This window comes from Mesorhizobium sp. NFR06, from assembly GCF_900115245.1.
In the GTDB taxonomy this organism is placed as follows: domain Bacteria; phylum Pseudomonadota; class Alphaproteobacteria; order Rhizobiales; family Rhizobiaceae; genus Mesorhizobium.
Genome location: NZ_FOVT01000006.1, coordinates 194,482 through 209,215, shown reverse-complemented (window position 1 = coordinate 209,215; position 14,734 = coordinate 194,482). Strand labels below are relative to the sequence as shown.

20 protein-coding genes are annotated in these 14,734 nt (G+C 64.5%); 15 read left to right on the top strand and 5 right to left on the bottom strand.

The features are described from left to right. The first annotated feature begins 39 nt into the window (after positions 1-39). The 10 genes from F3H96_RS13630 (at position 40) to F3H96_RS13590 (ending at position 7,475) form a co-directional block, all read left to right on the top strand. Positions 40-747 (top strand): SCO family protein, encoded by a 708-nt coding sequence (locus F3H96_RS13630; protein ID WP_244619996.1) that lies wholly within the window; start codon positions 40-42, stop codon positions 745-747. Positions 748-799: 52 nt separating this feature from the next. Next, the gene (locus tag F3H96_RS13625) at positions 800-1,594 is read left to right on the top strand and encodes a DsbA family protein (RefSeq protein ID WP_149802249.1); all 795 of its coding nucleotides are present in this window, start codon (positions 800-802) and stop codon (positions 1,592-1,594) included. Continuing rightward, positions 1,591-2,148 (top strand): hypothetical protein, encoded by a 558-nt coding sequence (locus tag F3H96_RS13620; protein ID WP_149802248.1) that lies wholly within the window; start codon positions 1,591-1,593, stop codon positions 2,146-2,148. Before F3H96_RS13625 ends, F3H96_RS13620 begins: the two co-directional genes overlap by 4 nt. A 443-nt stretch (positions 2,149-2,591) precedes the next feature. Further along, positions 2,592-4,112: a multicopper oxidase family protein gene (locus tag F3H96_RS13615; protein WP_149802375.1), complete on the top strand. Its 1,521-nt coding sequence runs from the start codon at positions 2,592-2,594 to the stop codon at positions 4,110-4,112. Beyond that, entirely contained in the window at positions 4,109-4,672 is a 564-nt protein-coding gene (locus F3H96_RS13610) for a cytochrome c (protein WP_149802247.1), read from the top strand. The genes F3H96_RS13615 and F3H96_RS13610 overlap by 4 nt, the downstream gene beginning before the upstream one ends. A gap of 122 nt (positions 4,673-4,794) precedes the next feature. Continuing rightward, the gene (locus tag F3H96_RS13605) at positions 4,795-5,217 is read left to right on the top strand and encodes a hypothetical protein (protein WP_149802246.1); all 423 of its coding nucleotides are present in this window, start codon (positions 4,795-4,797) and stop codon (positions 5,215-5,217) included. Positions 5,218-5,498: 281 nt separating this feature from the next. Continuing rightward, complete coding sequence (locus F3H96_RS13600) at positions 5,499-5,771, top strand: hypothetical protein (protein ID WP_244619995.1); 273 nt, start codon at positions 5,499-5,501, stop codon at positions 5,769-5,771. Between the two features lie 59 nt (positions 5,772-5,830). After that, the gene (locus tag F3H96_RS30515; protein WP_188131385.1) at positions 5,831-5,977 is read left to right on the top strand and encodes a hypothetical protein; all 147 of its coding nucleotides are present in this window, start codon (positions 5,831-5,833) and stop codon (positions 5,975-5,977) included. 447 nt (positions 5,978-6,424) lie between these two features. Continuing rightward, a complete protein-coding gene (locus F3H96_RS13595) occupies positions 6,425-6,667 on the top strand; it encodes a hypothetical protein (RefSeq protein ID WP_149802245.1) in 243 nt (80 codons plus the stop codon). Positions 6,668-6,770: 103 nt separating this feature from the next. Further along, positions 6,771-7,475 carry an SOS response-associated peptidase gene (locus F3H96_RS13590; RefSeq protein WP_149802244.1) on the top strand — a complete coding sequence of 235 codons (705 nt, stop codon included), beginning with the start codon at positions 6,771-6,773 and terminating at the stop codon, positions 7,473-7,475. A gap of 39 nt (positions 7,476-7,514) precedes the next feature. On the opposite strand, the gene F3H96_RS13585 is transcribed toward F3H96_RS13590, so the two are convergent. Next, positions 7,515-7,763, bottom strand: a complete 249-nt coding sequence (locus F3H96_RS13585; protein ID WP_149802243.1) for a hypothetical protein — start codon at positions 7,761-7,763, stop codon at positions 7,515-7,517. Between the two features lie 15 nt (positions 7,764-7,778). Next, entirely contained in the window at positions 7,779-8,039 is a 261-nt protein-coding gene (locus tag F3H96_RS13580) for a hypothetical protein (protein WP_149802242.1), read from the bottom strand. Positions 8,040-8,176: 137 nt separating this feature from the next. On the opposite strand from F3H96_RS13580, the gene F3H96_RS13575 reads away from it, so the two are divergent. Next, positions 8,177-8,356, top strand: a complete 180-nt coding sequence (locus F3H96_RS13575; RefSeq protein ID WP_149802241.1) for a hypothetical protein — start codon at positions 8,177-8,179, stop codon at positions 8,354-8,356. 134 nt (positions 8,357-8,490) lie between these two features. Here F3H96_RS13575 and F3H96_RS13570 read toward each other — a convergent pair whose 3' ends face one another. Continuing rightward, positions 8,491-8,937, bottom strand: a complete 447-nt coding sequence (locus F3H96_RS13570) for a helix-turn-helix domain-containing protein (RefSeq protein ID WP_149802240.1) — start codon at positions 8,935-8,937, stop codon at positions 8,491-8,493. Positions 8,938-9,036: 99 nt separating this feature from the next. Here F3H96_RS13570 and F3H96_RS13565 point away from each other — a divergent pair, with 99 nt between their 5' ends. Next, complete coding sequence (locus F3H96_RS13565; RefSeq protein ID WP_149802239.1) at positions 9,037-9,624, top strand: dihydrofolate reductase family protein; 588 nt, start codon at positions 9,037-9,039, stop codon at positions 9,622-9,624. A 64-nt stretch (positions 9,625-9,688) separates the two neighbouring features. Here F3H96_RS13565 and F3H96_RS13560 read toward each other — a convergent pair whose 3' ends face one another. Both F3H96_RS13560 and F3H96_RS13555 read right to left on the bottom strand, forming a co-directional pair. Continuing rightward, entirely contained in the window at positions 9,689-9,919 is a 231-nt protein-coding gene (locus F3H96_RS13560; protein WP_149802238.1) for a hypothetical protein, read from the bottom strand. Between the two features lie 338 nt (positions 9,920-10,257). Beyond that, complete coding sequence (locus F3H96_RS13555) at positions 10,258-11,505, bottom strand: cytochrome-c peroxidase (protein ID WP_149802237.1); 1,248 nt, start codon at positions 11,503-11,505, stop codon at positions 10,258-10,260. A 207-nt stretch (positions 11,506-11,712) separates the two neighbouring features. On the opposite strand from F3H96_RS13555, the gene F3H96_RS13550 reads away from it, so the two are divergent. From F3H96_RS13550 to F3H96_RS13535, 3 genes are all read left to right on the top strand, one after another. After that, on the top strand, positions 11,713-13,245 hold the full coding sequence (locus F3H96_RS13550; RefSeq protein ID WP_149802236.1) for an acid phosphatase: 1,533 nt from the start codon (positions 11,713-11,715) through the stop codon (positions 13,243-13,245). A 318-nt stretch (positions 13,246-13,563) separates the two neighbouring features. Further along, a complete protein-coding gene (locus F3H96_RS13540) occupies positions 13,564-13,986 on the top strand; it encodes an OsmC family protein (RefSeq protein WP_149802235.1) in 423 nt (140 codons plus the stop codon). A gap of 5 nt (positions 13,987-13,991) precedes the next feature. Beyond that, positions 13,992-14,516 (top strand): hypothetical protein, encoded by a 525-nt coding sequence (locus F3H96_RS13535; RefSeq protein WP_149802234.1) that lies wholly within the window; start codon positions 13,992-13,994, stop codon positions 14,514-14,516. Positions 14,517-14,734: the final 218 nt, after the last annotated feature.

The window sequence follows — 14,734 nt, the reverse complement described above, 5'->3', positions numbered from 1 at the left end:
GTCCAGGTGCGAAACGAGCCAGGAGCTCGGTGCATTTCTTTGGCCAGGGACCAATGGCGGGGCTTGCTCTGCAGCCTGTTCGCGCTGGTGGCGCTGGTCGTCGGCTTCGTGCATGGCGCGCGGGCGCATTCGCTCGACGACATCGACGCCATGCTGCAGAGCGACGAAAAATACTTCCAGCCGATCGACAAGCAGACGCCGGACTTCACGCTGCGCACCGCCGACGGGCGTACCATGCGACCGGCCGATCTCGTCGGCAAGGTCGTCGTGCTGCATTTCATCTACACCTCATGCCCGGACGTTTGCCCCCTGCATGCCGAGAAGATCGCCGAGATCCAGAAGATGGTGAATGCCACACCGATGAAGGAACGGGTCGTCTTCATCAGCATAACCACCGACCCAGGCAGAGACACGCCCGATGTGCTCAAGGCCTATGGGCCGGCGCACGGGCTCGATCCGGTCAACTGGCTGTTCCTGACCACGACCCCCGACCAGCCGCAGGACACCACCCGCAAGCTGGCGGAGGCCTTCGGGCATAAGTTCACCCTGGGCGATGACGGCTTCCAGATGCACGGCATCGTCACCCATGTGATCGACAACGAGGGACGCTGGCGGGCGAACTTCCATGGGCTGAACTTCGCGCCCATCAACCTCGTCACCTTCGTCAACGCGCTCACCAACAATGTCGAACATCCGCACGCAGAGCCGGACGAAGGCTGGTTCGCGAGATTGAAGAATTTTCTTTGACCCATACCGGCGGCGCGCAGACGCAGGGCCGCCTCAACTGAAGGAGAGGCAGATGATCGTGGGAGCAAAACAGGCAAGCAGATATCGTGGCGGCATTGTCCGCATGTTGCTTGTTGCCGGCGTGACAGGATGGTTCCTGCTCAACCCAGGCATCCAAGGTGCCGAGCGATCGGCGATGGCGGCCGGCGAACCGTCTCAGGACCAGCTCGACCAGCGGATACACGACTACATACTGGCGCATCCCGAGGTGCTCATGGAGGCTCTGCAACGGCTGGAGGAGCGCCAGCGCGAAGCGGACGTGGCCGCGGTCAGGGCCGTGCTGTCCCAACGCGCTGCCGACATATTCCGCGACGGCCAAAGCCCGGTCGGCGGCAATCCGCAAGGCGACGTCACCATGGTCGAGTTCTTCGACTACAATTGCCCCTATTGCCGGCAGGTGGCGCCGACCATCGAACAGGCCATGGCCGAGGATCCGAAGCTCAGGATCGTTTACAAGGAATTTCCCATCCTCGGTCCGGATTCCGTGTTCGCGGCCAAGGCGGCTCTCGCCGCGGCAAGGCAGGGCAAATACCTGGAATTCCACAAGGCGCTCTATGGATCGAGGACAAGGGTGACCGAAGCGGCGGTGCTCAAGATCGCTTCGGAGACCGGCATCGATGTGCCCCGCATGCAAAACGACATGCAGCGCCCGGAAATCCAGGCGCTGATCGAGCGCAACACGGAGCTGGCTCAGGCGCTGAGGATCACGGGCACGCCGGGCTTCGTCGTCGGCGACCAGATTTTTCCGGGCGCGACCGATCTTGCGACGATGAAGAAACTGATCGAACAGGCGAGGAACGCCAAATGAGCGCGAAACTGAATCGGCGAACGGCCGTTCTCGGCGTGATCGCCGCCGCTACCGTATCGGCATTGCCGGGGGTTGATATCCCGGTACAGGCCGGGGAGGACCCAGGCCTGGCAAACCGTTTCCAGGATCTGAGCCGCAACGGCAACGCCACCTGCTCGGCCAAATTCACGGAGTCGATCGCTGCCATGCCGCCGATGTCGCGGATAAAGGGTTCATGCTGCAGCCCGATGGAGATGAAACGCTACGTCGAGCAGGTCAACGGTCTCGTGAAGTACCGCGCCATCGCGATGATCCCGCCCGACCCCTACGACATTGCGGCCGCGACGGCGCAGCAGATGATGCCCTATTACGATCGGCAACTCAGCGCCGAGGAACGGCGGCGCTACGACTATGCGATGGCCAGTTCCAACGAGAGGGGACCGTGCTGCTGCCCATGCTGGCGTTGGAAAGTATATGGCGGGCTGGCGAAATACCTGATCCACGAGCACGGCTTTACCGGGGAGCAGGTCGTGGATGTCTGGAACCTGTCCGACGGTTGCGGTGGGAATGGGTAGTTCCGGCCGGCGGACCCGAGGACGCTTCGCCGGCAACATCCTTGCCGTCAATGCACGACGAGCTAGTTCACCTTTAAGACGCTAGGGACAGCGAAGCGCCTGCCGAGCTAAGGATGATTTGGCAATGATGGACGGTTCAAGCGGCATGTGGATGATGGGCGGCATGGCTCTCATCTGGGTGCTGGCGGTTGCCGCGCTCGTGCTCGGGATCGCCGCGCTCGTCAAATATCTGCGAACATAACGCCCGCGACCTCAACCTAAAAAAGAGCGGGAGGGAGCCATCGCTCTCCAGAAGGCAGCCCTATTGGAGGCGCTGCAAAGCCTGAGGGCGCGCCAGCGCGACTGAGGCGCTTGAGGTTCTCGCCGGTCTGCTCAATACCCCGCTTGACCTTCCAGCTGCTGGAACCCCTGGCGTGGAGAAATCACGATCGAGGAGAAAAATGATGCATCGACGCGGCTTCCTGGTGGCGGGCCTGGCAGCGGCTCTGTCGGGCCCGCGCGCACTGGCGCAGATGAAGATGGACGACATGTCGAACATGGACTCCATGCCAGGCATGGGCGGCCATGCAGGCCATGACATGGGCGCCATGTCGCAAGGCGCCGCCGCCCTGCCCGAAGGCGAGGCGCTGCGCGAATTGCCGCTGCTTGCCAACGAGGCCGGGCGGCCAGGCCTGTTCAAGGCCAAGCTGACGGCGGCGCCGGCCACGGCGCGCTTCCTCGCCGACCAGGACACGCCAATCCTTGCCTATAATGGGATCAGCCCGGGACCGCTGATCGAGGCTTATGAGGGCGATCGCGTCGAGATCGCTTTCGCCAACCGGATCGAGGGCGAGCCAAGCACCATCCACTGGCACGGCATGCCGGTGCCGCCCGACCAGGACGGCAATCCGATGGACCCGGTGGCGGCGGGCGCGGACCGCGTCTATGCCTTCGACCTGCCGGAAGGCAGCGCCGGCTCCTACTGGTATCATCCGCATCCGCACGGAAGGACGGCCGAGCAGGTCTATCGCGGCCTGGCCGGCGCGTTCGTCGTCAAGGCGAATGCCGATCCCGTGCCGGCCGCCTATGGCGACACGGTGCTTATGTTCACCGACCTTCGGCTCGCCGCCGACGGTTCGATGCCCGACAGCACCATGAACGACCTGATGAACGGTCGCGTCGGCGACCATGTGCTGGTCAACGGCCAGAAGAACCCCAAGCTGGCGGTGGCGATGGGCCAAAGGCGGCGCCTGCGGCTCTACAACGCCACCAATGCGCGCTTCCTCAGGCTTGCTTTCGCCAACGCCGCCATGACCGTGATCGGCAGCGACGGCGGCCTGCTGGAGAAGCCGGTGGCGGCCGACGAGATCCTGCTCAGCCCGGCCGAACGCGTCGAGCTGGTCGTGGCCTTCGACCGGCCGGGTAGGGCAACCCTCACCACGCTTGACTATGACCGCGGCTGGATGGGGCCGGGCCGGCCGGCGGACGCCGGGCTGACGCTGCTGACAGTCGATGTTTCGGCAACGGCGGGACAAGCGATGCCGCCGCTGCCCGAGCGGCTGCGGCCGATCGCGCCGCTTGGGCAGCCGGCTGTCAGCCGACGTCTCGTCTTCACCGAGACCATGGCGATGAACGCCACCGGCATGGAGATGGGCTTCCTGATCAACGGCAAGGCCTTCGATATGGAGCGTGTCGACATTGTCGCCCGAGCCGGCGAGACCGAGCTCTGGGAAATCGTCAACCTGGCAGACATGGACCACCCTTTCCATCTCCACGGCACGCAGTTCCAGGTGATCGGGCGCGAGCGCGGCGGCAAGGTGTCGAAGCCGCCCTATCTCGCCTGGAAGGATACGGTCAACGTGGCGCGCGGCGAGACGGTGCGGCTCATCACGCGCCAGGAGCGGCCGGGGCCGCGCATGTATCACTGCCACATCCTGGAGCACGAGCAGCTCGGCATGATGGGCATTGTCGACGTGCGGGCATGAGGGCCGGCATCGCGTGCGCGACGGCGATGCTGACGCTCGCCGGCTCGCTGGTCACGGCGGCCTCGCTGGCGGAGGGCCCGGGCAATGCAATCGTTGCGGCGCGCCAGGCCTCGATGAAGGAGATGGCGGCGGCCGCGAGGGCGATCGCCGAAATGTTCGACGGCAAGCGCGCCTATGAGCCCGCGGCCTTCAAAGCGGCGGCGAACGCGCTTGGCGCTCACACCGGTCCTGCCTTGATCGCCGAATTCCCCGAGGGCACGTTGGGCGCGCCGTCGGGTGCCAGGCTGGACATCGACCAGGCCCGGCCCGAATTCGAAGCGCTCGCCCGCCATATCGGCCGGCTCGCCGACGCGCTCGCCGCCAAGGCGAAGACGGCGCCAGCCGGAATCACCGCCGACATGCGGATGACCGGTCCGCCGATGGATGGCGGCAGCTTGCTCGGCAAGCGGCCGGGCGTGGCGCAAGCCGATCCCGCCAGCATGCCGGCCGAACACCTCCTGCACCTCATCCTGCAGGACTGTTCGAGCTGCCATGCGAAGTTCCGGCAAAGGCAGGAGTGAGGCGCGTCGCGCCATGATCCGCCTCGCCCTTGGCGCGGTCATTGTGGGTGTAATTAAATCAGAATGTGCTAATATTTCTGCGGTCATGTTGTACGACCATGCCCGATCTTAGGGAGGACGCGATGAACAAGATGAATCGCAGGTCCGCAATTGCCCTCGGCGTGACGGCCGCGACGATTGCGCCCCTGTTCGCGACAGCAACATTCGCCAAGGCCAAGAAGTACGGTCCGAAGGAAGGCAAGGAGATTGCGCCGGGCGTCAGGCTCGTGGAGGTCGGCACCGGCAATTCCGATATTCCCGCCTACAAGAGCATCTCGATCGTCGATGTCGTGTTTCAACCCGGAGCGCACGCGCCTCAGACCGTGATGACCAACGACATGGTATGCACGATTACGGCGGGTGCATTCACCATCAAGAAGGCAGACAAGGAGTTCAAGCTCAAGCAGGGCGACATGTACACCTGCTCCAAGGGCAAGACCGACGAATCGACGAACACGAGCAAGGAGGTCGGCGTGCACCGCATCGCCGTCCTGGTGCCCGCGTAAGCGAAGACCATGGCAGGGGCGGGGGACTCGTTGCTGCGCCTTGGCCGTCTTGCAAACGCGCCACGGCGGCCCGGTGCCGGCGTGGCGGTTGCGGCGCCGCTGCCGGAATCGCCACCGCCCTGGCTGTACGGCCTCGCCGCCGCGAGAATTCGCCGGCTGGACGCTTTCGCCACCAAAATTCTCTGGAAAACGCCGCTTCAATTCCAACGGCTCGCATCACAATGTGACGCGCTCGCCCCGCTATATGCTAGGCTGAATGCCGTCTAACAGGGTTCATCGTTATGGATGCCAGCGAATTGCAGGCCATAGGCGATACGCTGATGCGCCTGGTCACTCCCGGCATGACGCCGAAGGAACTGGTCAAGGCGGTGCGCAAGGAGCACCCCGATGCCAGGAGGAAGGACATCGCCCGCGCCGCCTTCCACGCCATCATCGCCAATGCGACCAGGATCCCGGCAAGTTGCGCAACCTCTGGGCCTTCGCGCTTGCCCAGCGCACCCAGCAATTGGAATAAATTGCCGCGAATTGTAGCGCTGGCTTTGTTGGAAACTTAATGAGCGACTTCTAATTTAGCGGATCAGCCGGCAGTTGGCCCCCAACCGGTAATGAGCCCATGACCAAAAACCTCGGCAATGCCAAACCCAGCGCTCCCGCCAAGGAGATAAATCCCTCGCTGTTCGGCAAGGCGACGCCGGCGCTGTTTCCCTTGGTGGTCGTCGCGCTCGGCTATGTCGTCGGCCGGCATTTCTTCGGCTTTTGAAGCGAACGGTTTTCCGGCGCGTTGTTGGCGGTCATCCAACGCAATTGATCCGCTCGACCAAGCCTGGTGCTGCTTTGGTCCTAGGGCCTAGGTCGTTCTTGTCCTTGGGTGGGTGCGAGCGCATCCTCCTGACAGCCGGCGGCCTCGCAAACTCCGGTCAGGCCCGGCCGCCGAAACCCAGTATCACCCCCCAAGGCTGCCGGGCCGCCAGCGCGCAGCAAATTCGTCCGCGCTCGCTTGCACCGCCACATCCACAGCCAGATCGAAGTCGAATGCCGCCGTACCGACGCGCGACGGCGCGCTTGCTTCGCTATAATCGTTTATGGATCGGAATTCAGCAATATATCGAATATCGGATGGTGCCTTTTGTACCAAAGGCCATTCAATCCGGCTTTTCGGCAACTCCCGAGCGTTCTAGATCTTATTGGACCGGAGACAGCCAATTCTTTGGCCGAAGAGCAGGAGCTGTATATGGTAACAAGCGAGCCAGACAGTGTCCGTGTAAAGGCGATCAACGATCAATGGATCGTGCGCGTCGTCGACGGTGGAAGGCTGACGCAGCAAGTCTTCGACATTCACGCGCAAGCCGAGACTTTCGCCGAGGAGGAGCGGCTGCGATTGGGCCTCCCGGGCGAGCCGCCTGCCGAGGAGCCGGCCGGGCCGCTCCGGCACGGCGGGCGGCCCCACTGACATTTCGAAGTTCCACAGCCGTCCTGCAGCACTGCCTGCGCTCTTGCGGTTTGCGCTTCGCCCGAAAATGCGGGAACAATCCGTGGCTTGGGGAGCGCCGCCGATGTGCAATCTCTACAATATCACCACGACCCAGGAGGCGATCCGTCAGTGGACGCGTGCATTGCGCGACATCTCCGGCAACCTGGAGCCGTCGGTTGACATCTATCCCAACCAGGCCGCACCGGTGGTGCGCAACGCCGCCGATGGCGGCCGCGAGCTCGCCAGGCTGCGCTGGGGCATGCCGACGCCGCCGGAGCGGATGCGCGGCAATGCCGATGCCGGCACCACCAACATCCGCAACCCGCAATATTCCCACTGGCTGCCTTATCTCGGCATCGAGAACCGCTGCGTGGTGCCGGTGACGAGTTTTGCCGAGCCTTCGCCGAAGCCCGGCGACAAGGACCCGCAAACCGGCGTTCAGAAGAACTTCTGGTTCGCGCTCGGCGAAAACCGGCCGCTGTTCTTCTTCGCCGGCCTGTGGACGCCCTGGCAAGGCGTGCGCAAGGTGAAGGAGGGTCCCGGCGACCATGAGCTTTACGGCTTCCTGACGACGAGGCCCAACGCACTGATCGCGCCGATCCACGAGAAAGCGATGCCGGTCATCCTGGCGACGCGGGAAGAAACCGAACTGTGGCTTACCGCGCCATGGCCGGAAGCGAAGAAACTGCAACGGCCGGCGCCGGACGATGCCCTGGTGATCGTGGAGAAGCCGGCGACGCAGATCAAGTTTCCGGCTGAACCGCCGGCGCAGGGGTCGTTGTTTTAGGACTGCCGTACAGGAAGGCACCGGCTCCGGGAACAACCGTCATCCTCTCGCCTTCTGCAGCACCCAGATATAGCCCTTGGGCGGATGGTCCTGGTCGATGAACTGGGTCTTCACGGCAGTGTCGTTGCGGCCGCAGCGCTTGCAGCGGAAGCGGATGGCCTCGAGCGGCTTGTTCCAGCCAACCACCTTGGCCACGTCGTTGGCCTTGAAGCGTCCGACATGGTAGCAGTGGCGGCATTCGACGACGAGCAGCATATTGGCCTTGGCCGCACGACCGACGCTGTCCATGGGCCCCGCCATCGGTCATGTCCGGTCGCGATAATCCTCGGGCAGCGGCAAGAGGCCGAGCCTGGCGGCGCGAAAATCGGGCTCCCGGCCTGCAACCACGCCCATCACTTCATGCAGCCGCTCGAGCAAACCATTGAGTCGCCAATACATTTCACCATTGGCCTTGAGGTTCAGCTGCGCCGCCAACACCGTCTGGCGCAGCTCCAGCGCATCTCGAATGATCGCCTCCGCATCCGACGGGAACAATCTGTCATAGCGGCTTTTCCGTCTGCCCACGCGGCTCTCCCTGGATATCGAGCAACCGCCCCACTTCCTGACAAAATAGGAACTCATTCCTTGGGAAGTCAATTCGTCCTTGACATTTTTGTTCCCTTTTTGTTCACTTGCTAATGAAAGCCGCCGGAGCAACCGTCATGGATCACATCGTAAGGCTGGATTATCGCCAGGAAGCCGCGCTTCAGGCGGTCGCCGAACGCTTCATCGCCCAGCACAAGGGCGACCCGGTGAAGGCGCTGAAACAGATGATCGTGCTCAACCGCCATCTGCAGGAACGCCTCGACGCACTCGGCGCGCCACGCAAGGCGGCGCGCTAGAGCATTTCACCGTTTCACGGAAACGGCGAAACGCTCTATCTCTTTTTTGACGCAATTCCTGACGGAAAACCGTGTCACACTTTTCCTGGAATTGCGCTAACCCACCGCGCGCTTGGACTTAAGCATCGGTCGCCTCATCGCGGGGAGAGCCGTGTTCCATCGCCGCTACCCAGATGCTCATCCCTGAGCGTCTCTTTCAGCCGTTCGAGCGCCGGTTCGCCACCGGCCGCCAGCTCATCCGCGATCCGGGCGAGCTTGTCATCGGCACGGCGATACTTGCTGCCCCAGGCGCCCAATGTCGCAAGCACCGGCAGAAGGTCTATCCCGGTCTCGGTCAGCCGGTAGATCGCCTTCAGCCCGTGCGTCGGGTCGTCGCTTCGGGTGAGGATGCCTTCGTCGACCAGCGTCTGCAGCCGCTCGGCCAGCGTGCGCGACGAGATGCCTTCGTCCGATTGCAGGAATTCGCGAAAATGCCTTTTCCGCGCGAAGACCATGTCGCGGATGATCAGCAGGGTCCAGCGGTCGCCGAGCAGTTCGAGCGAGAGATTGATCGGGCAGCCGGATCGTCCCTTGATGGACATTAGGATGGTTCCATTTTTAAATCACTTTACTATTGACACCATTATCGCCTTGCGTCAAATGGTTCCAAAAATAAATCGATCTGACGAGAGGAGACCGAAATGAAAAAGCTCATCCTGCAGATGCAGATGTCGGTCGACGGTTTCGTCGGCGCCGATGGGGACCACCGCTGGCAGCTCTGGGAATGGGGTGACGACAGCGCCTGGGACGAGCAATTGAAACAAGACTTCAACGCCATCTTCACCACCATCGACACCATCCTGTTGAGTCGCAAGATGGCGCAGGAGGGGTATCTGGCCCATTGGGGCAACGCGGCGAAGAAATATCCGAAGGACCCTTTCTATGCCTTCGCGCGGCGCATCGTCGAGGCGCAGAAGGTGGTGGCGAGCGACAAGCTCGAGGCTTCGCGCTGGGAGCGCACGCGCGTCGTCAGCGGCGACCTGCCGCGCGAGGTCGAGGCGCTGAAGCAAGACGCGGGTGGCAACATCGCCGTGTTCGGCGGCGCGGGCTTCGCCTCGGCGCTGATTGGCGCCGGCCTGGTCGACGAGTTCCAGCTCTTCATCAACCCGGCGGTGCTGGGTAGCGGGCGGCGCATCTTCGACCAGGGCGGCTTCGGCAGGCTAGAGCTCCTCGGCTCCAAGGCCTATGCCAGCGGCATGGTGGTGAGCCGCTACGCGCCGGCACGCTGATCGGCAGCCCCAGGGCGCAGCCTTGAATCGATCCGGCAGCGCAGCTTCCTAACTGCCTGTCTGGTCACGCCTTTCCGGCAAGCAACCGCCAGCTCCGACGTGCCGCGGTTGCGTGACCGGCCGGGCGTGTTGCCGGCCAGGCCGTGTGATCGTTGCCCATGGCGACGAACCAGCGCGCTTCGCGCGATGTCAGGCCGACAAGCACGCGGCCGGCATATTCGGCTGGCGCATCCTCGGCTGTGTCAAACACCGCCCAGCTGCTGCCGGGCGGCTCCTGCACTGCGACGAACCTCATGCGAGACCCCCGTCCCGTGAAGAGTCGCTAATATAGCAGACGCCGATTGGCGTTCCCATGACCTGGTTCACACTTGCGCACGACATTCTTGTCGAGGGTCCCATCGACGGCCCGTGCCGGCTCGAGCCGCGAACGGAACCGGTTCACGGAGATAACTGGGGCAATCAGTCGGGGCAGCCCGGGCGACGGTGCGGTAGAGCCGGGACACCGTCCAACCTGATGCATGTCGCCCAGAATTGTGCAGCGGTTCCGGACAACGGCATGCATCAAAACAAGATTTCAGCGGGCATTCGCCGGTCGCGTCGTTGGACCGGCTTTCCGTCGTGGTTGCCTGAACCTCACTGCCCCGCCTGGTCCGCGTCGGTCAGCGTGCCGAGGAAGGCGACGATGTCGTCGATCTCGGCGTCGGTCAGCGCCGGTTTGTCACCGGGTTTTCTGCCGTTGAAAGGCGGATCGGCGTTGAGGTTCGGCCAGTAAGCCTTTGGCAGGTCGTCGAATTTCTTGACCGTGCCGTCGGCGTTCTTCGGATACCAGCGGCCCGGGTCGCTGTCGCGGCTGGCGTAGAAGGCCACCGCCTCGCGCAGCGTGTGGAAATAGCCATTGTGGAAGAAGCTCTTGCGCAGCGCGACGTTGCGCAGCGTCGGTGTCTTGAACAGGCCGCAATATTCGGCGCGGCCCTTGAAGTCGGTGCGCAGCGGGCCGCACAGGCCAAGGTCGAAATAGCTCGGGTCCGCATTGGCCGGGATCGCCGGATTGCGCGGCACGGCGATCGCGATCAGGCCGAAATCGGTGAACTGCGGCGGCTCGCCGTCATTGGCGGGCTCGCTGAGATGACAGCTCGCGCAATTGCCTTTGGCCTCGTCCTCGAACAGCATGCGGCCGTGCAATTCCTGCGCCGTCAACCGCGCCTTACCGGCAAGGAAAGCGTCGTAACGGCTGGAGTAGGGATAGAAATCAGCGCTGCTCTGCTCGAACGTCCCGAGTGCTTCCACCGCGGCGTCGAAGGCGTCCCGCGGATAGTCGAGGACATTGGCCCCGAACGTCGCCATGAACGCGCCGGCATAGGGCGCCTTGCGCAAGGCGGCGACCACGGCGCCTTCGTCCTTGTTGCCCATCTCGAAGGCCGACAGCAGCGGGATCCTCGCCTGGTCCTTGCCGTGGTCAGCGCGGCCGTCCCAGGTCAGGCCGCCGGTCGGGCCGTTGTCGACGCTCTCGTCGCCCTCGTCCTCGGAGTCGTAAAAATGCTCGGTGAAGGCGGGCGCCGCCTGCAGATAGCGCAGCGACGGCACGGCGCGCAGGCCCGGCCGGTCGAGGTTCGGCCCGCCCGTCTCGACCGGCGTCGCCGAAGCCGGCCCGAAGGCATGGTTGGGGTCATGACAGGACGAGCAGGCCTGCTTGCCCGAGGCCGACAGCGACGGATCGAAGAACATCTGCCGTCCGAGCGCGGTCAGCGCCTGGGCGCGGGCAAAAGCCTCCGCCCGCGACATCGGGCCGGGGTGGCCGCCGCCCGCCGGCAAGCCGTCGGCTGGCCACAGGATGATGGTTGCGGCGAAGGCGGCGAACGTCGCGGATTTCCATCCCGTCATGGCGGTCCAGTCCGTTTGCCTTTTGCGTAGGGACGCTTTGCTACGGATTGATGACCGGCGGTTCAAGGTGTGGATCGCGTGCGCGGCAGCCCACGCTTGAGGTGGAACAGCCATTGTGCTCCACTTCCCCTGTCACAAAGGTGACAAGCACCAGCCCTAGCGTCGCCCGGTTCCTCCAGCCATTCCCCAGCCACGAGGCATCCCCAAATGACCAGGTCCTTTCTCTCGCTCTGCTTCGCCTCCACGGCGCTGGCATCGCTCACCGCCGCCGCCCAGGCGGCCCCTCCCGGTTACGACAAGATCGACACCGTCGTCGTCATCTACGCCGAGAACCGCAGCTTCGATAACCTCTATGGCGGCTTCCCCGGCGCCAACGGCCTGGCGAATGTGTCGCCCGGGCAGGCGCGCCAGCTCGACCGCGACGGCAAGCCGCTTTCCGAACTGCCGCCGGTCTGGGGCGGGCTGACCGGCAAGGGCGTCACGCCGGCGGTGACGGAAGCGCAGAGCGCGCATCTCGCCAACGCCGCCTTCGCCATCGACGATCCCAAGGGCTTCAACGAAGGCACCAACGTCGTCACGCACGACCTCTGGCACCGCTTCTATCAGGAGCAGATGCAGATCGACGGCGGCAAGAACGACAAGTTCGTCGCCTGGGCCGATTCCGGCTCGCTGGTGATGGGCCACTATGACGGCTCCGGCCTGCCGATGTGGAACATCGCCAGGAAATACGTGCTGGCGGACAATTTCTTTCAGGGCGCCTTCGGCGGCTCCTTCCTCAATCACTTCATGCTCGCCTGCGCCTGCGTGCCGGTCTATCCCAACGCCGACACCAGCCCGGTGAAAGGCCAGATCGCCGTCGTCGAGCCGGACGGCGTGACGCTGAAGGTGGCCGACAATTCGCCGGCCTCGGCGCTGGGCGGCGTGCCGAAATTCGTCAATGACGGCGCCATCACACCGGACTTCTACGCCGTCAACACCATGCAGCCGCCTTACCAGCCGAGCGCCAACAAGCCGGCCGAGGGCGGCGACAAGGCGCTCGCCGATCCGGCGCAGCCGACGACGCTGCCGCCGCAGCACGAGATCACCATCGGCGATCTGTTGTCGCTGAAGGGCATTTCCTGGGCGTGGTATTCGGGCGCCTGGCAGGCGGCCCTCGACGGCAAGAACGCCACGCCGGTGCCGAACTTCCAGTTCCACCACCAGCCCTTCAACTATTTCGCCGCCTACGCGCCGGGCATCGCCGCGCGCGCCGAACACCTGAAGGACGGCGGCCTCGGCGGCACGGAGTTCATCAAGGCGATCGACGACGGCAAGCTGCCCGCAGTCTCCTTCTACAAGCCGCAAGGCAACCTCAACGAACACGCCGGCTACGCCGACGTGACGTCGGGCGACCAGCATCTGGCCGACCTCGTCGCGCATCTGGAAAAGAGCCCGCAATGGCCGCATATGCTGGTCGTCGTCACCTATGACGAGAATGGCGGCATCTGGGACCACGTCGCGCCGCCCAAGGCCGACCGCTGGGGCCCGGGCAACCGCGTCCCGGCCTTCATCATCTCGCCCTATGCGAAAATGGGCATGGTCGACCACACGCAGTACGACACCACCTCGATCCTGCGCTTCATCACCAACCGCTACGACCTGCCGGTGCTGGCGGGCATCGTCGCCCGCGACAAGGCGCTGCGCAACAACGACCAGCCGCCGATGGGGGATTTGACGGCCGCGCTCGATCTGACGAGGTAGCGTTTTCGGAACGCGGTTCCTTGCAGCCCGCCAAAGGCGGGGGAGAGGTGGCCGCGAAGCGGACGGAAGAGGGGGGCCTCGTAGGGCGAAAAGACCAATTTGCCGGCGCCGCGCCGCCCCTCATCCGCCCTTCGGGCACCTTCTCCCCGTGAACGGGGAGAAGGCAAGTGCCGTCGCGCGCGACAGGCCCTTTCTCCCCGTCACTATACGGGGAGAAATGTCCGGCAGGACAATGAGGGGCAGCGCCGAACATTACCGGTTGTCCTCACGAATTCCGGTCCGCTATTGATGCTTGCCAGGTCGGACGAAGGACATCCCATGAGCGAGCTCAAAATCAGAACCCGCGCCACCGGCGCGCTCGCCGTTCTCCCACCGGGCGGCTTGCCGGCGGTGACGACGCCGACCGGCGGCGCGGTCGACGTGGTGACTTCGGTGAGCGCGCCCGGCTTCAGCCCGCTCGATTTGCTCCATGCCTCGTTGGCCGCCTGCATGGTGCTCAGCGCCCGCATCGCCGCCACCCGCCTCGGCGTTGCCGACCGGCTTGGCGAAGTGCGGGCGGATGTCGGCGGCGAGAAGGCGAAGGACGAGCCGTCGCGGGTCGAGACATTCACCGTCAGATTGGAGATCACCGGCGACCTCGATGCGGCGACGAAGCAGCGGATCCTGGCGGACGCCGAGGACATCTGCACCGTCTCCAACACGCTGCGCGGCGCGCCGGCACTTCACGCCACGCTCGGGTGAGGCCGATGGCGCATCTCTCCGCGATCGACTACGCGACGGCCTCGCCGGAAATCCGCGCCGAGCACGACAGGGAGCTCGCGCTGCGCGGCCGCATGACCAACATGAAGCGCATCCTGCTCCACTCGCCGGCCGCCCACCGCATCTACGCGGAATGGTTCACGTTGCGCGATCTGCTGCGGCCCACGCTCGACGACCGCGCCATCTGGCTGTTCTCGAAGGCGATCGCCGAGACGATGCGCGCCGAAGTCCCGGTGACCTTCTTCCGCCGCGCGCTGATCGAGTCCGGCCTCGACCCCGAAGCGATCGCGCCGACCGCCGACGAGGCGCTGCTGATCGCCTTCGGCAAGGCCGTCGCCGCCGACGCCAACGCCGTTACGGACAAGACCTGGGCCGCGCTCAAGGCGCGCTACGACGAGACGCTGCTGGTCAACCTCACCGCCTTCGCCGGCATCATGGTGGCGACCTGCGTGTTCACCAATGCGGTGAAGGTGGAGCTCGATCCGGAGCTGGAGGGATATCGGCGGCGATAAAGCTGCGATCTCCCCCCTTGTGGGGGAGATGGCCGGCAGGCCAGAGGGGGGCGCTGTCCCGCCGGCGTCTCCGCGAGACTGCGATCAGCACGGCCCGGCGTGAAAATGAAATTCGGAAACGTCGCGATCCTTCGCGCCCCCCTCTGCCCTGCCGGGCATCTCCCCCACAAGGGGGGAGATCAGCGCTTCGACGACCCTACTCACTTCCGCAGGAATCG

Bases quoted from the DNA above. Each gene is read 5' to 3' on its own strand.
- F3H96_RS13625 (WP_149802249.1), top strand. From the start codon at position 800: ATGATCGTGGGAGCAAAACAGGCAAGCAGATATCGTGGCGGCATTGTC.
- F3H96_RS13620 (WP_149802248.1), top strand. From the start codon at position 1,591: ATGAGCGCGAAACTGAATCGGCGAACGGCCGTTCTCGGCGTGATCGCC.
- F3H96_RS13615 (WP_149802375.1), top strand. From the start codon at position 2,592: ATGCATCGACGCGGCTTCCTGGTGGCGGGCCTGGCAGCGGCTCTGTCG.
- F3H96_RS13610 (WP_149802247.1), top strand. From the start codon at position 4,109: ATGAGGGCCGGCATCGCGTGCGCGACGGCGATGCTGACGCTCGCCGGC.
- F3H96_RS13605 (WP_149802246.1), top strand. From the start codon at position 4,795: ATGAACAAGATGAATCGCAGGTCCGCAATTGCCCTCGGCGTGACGGCC.
- F3H96_RS13600 (WP_244619995.1), top strand. From the start codon at position 5,499: ATGGATGCCAGCGAATTGCAGGCCATAGGCGATACGCTGATGCGCCTG.
- F3H96_RS30515 (WP_188131385.1), top strand. From the start codon at position 5,831: ATGACCAAAAACCTCGGCAATGCCAAACCCAGCGCTCCCGCCAAGGAG.
- F3H96_RS13590 (WP_149802244.1), top strand. From the start codon at position 6,771: ATGTGCAATCTCTACAATATCACCACGACCCAGGAGGCGATCCGTCAG.
- F3H96_RS13585 (WP_149802243.1), bottom strand. From the start codon at position 7,763: ATGGACAGCGTCGGTCGTGCGGCCAAGGCCAATATGCTGCTCGTCGTC.
- F3H96_RS13575 (WP_149802241.1), top strand. From the start codon at position 8,177: ATGGATCACATCGTAAGGCTGGATTATCGCCAGGAAGCCGCGCTTCAG.
- F3H96_RS13570 (WP_149802240.1), bottom strand. From the start codon at position 8,937: ATGTCCATCAAGGGACGATCCGGCTGCCCGATCAATCTCTCGCTCGAA.
- F3H96_RS13565 (WP_149802239.1), top strand. From the start codon at position 9,037: ATGAAAAAGCTCATCCTGCAGATGCAGATGTCGGTCGACGGTTTCGTC.
- F3H96_RS13560 (WP_149802238.1), bottom strand. From the start codon at position 9,919: ATGAGGTTCGTCGCAGTGCAGGAGCCGCCCGGCAGCAGCTGGGCGGTG.
- F3H96_RS13555 (WP_149802237.1), bottom strand. From the start codon at position 11,505: ATGACGGGATGGAAATCCGCGACGTTCGCCGCCTTCGCCGCAACCATC.
- F3H96_RS13550 (WP_149802236.1), top strand. From the start codon at position 11,713: ATGACCAGGTCCTTTCTCTCGCTCTGCTTCGCCTCCACGGCGCTGGCA.
- F3H96_RS13540 (WP_149802235.1), top strand. From the start codon at position 13,564: ATGAGCGAGCTCAAAATCAGAACCCGCGCCACCGGCGCGCTCGCCGTT.
- F3H96_RS13535 (WP_149802234.1), top strand. From the start codon at position 13,992: ATGGCGCATCTCTCCGCGATCGACTACGCGACGGCCTCGCCGGAAATC.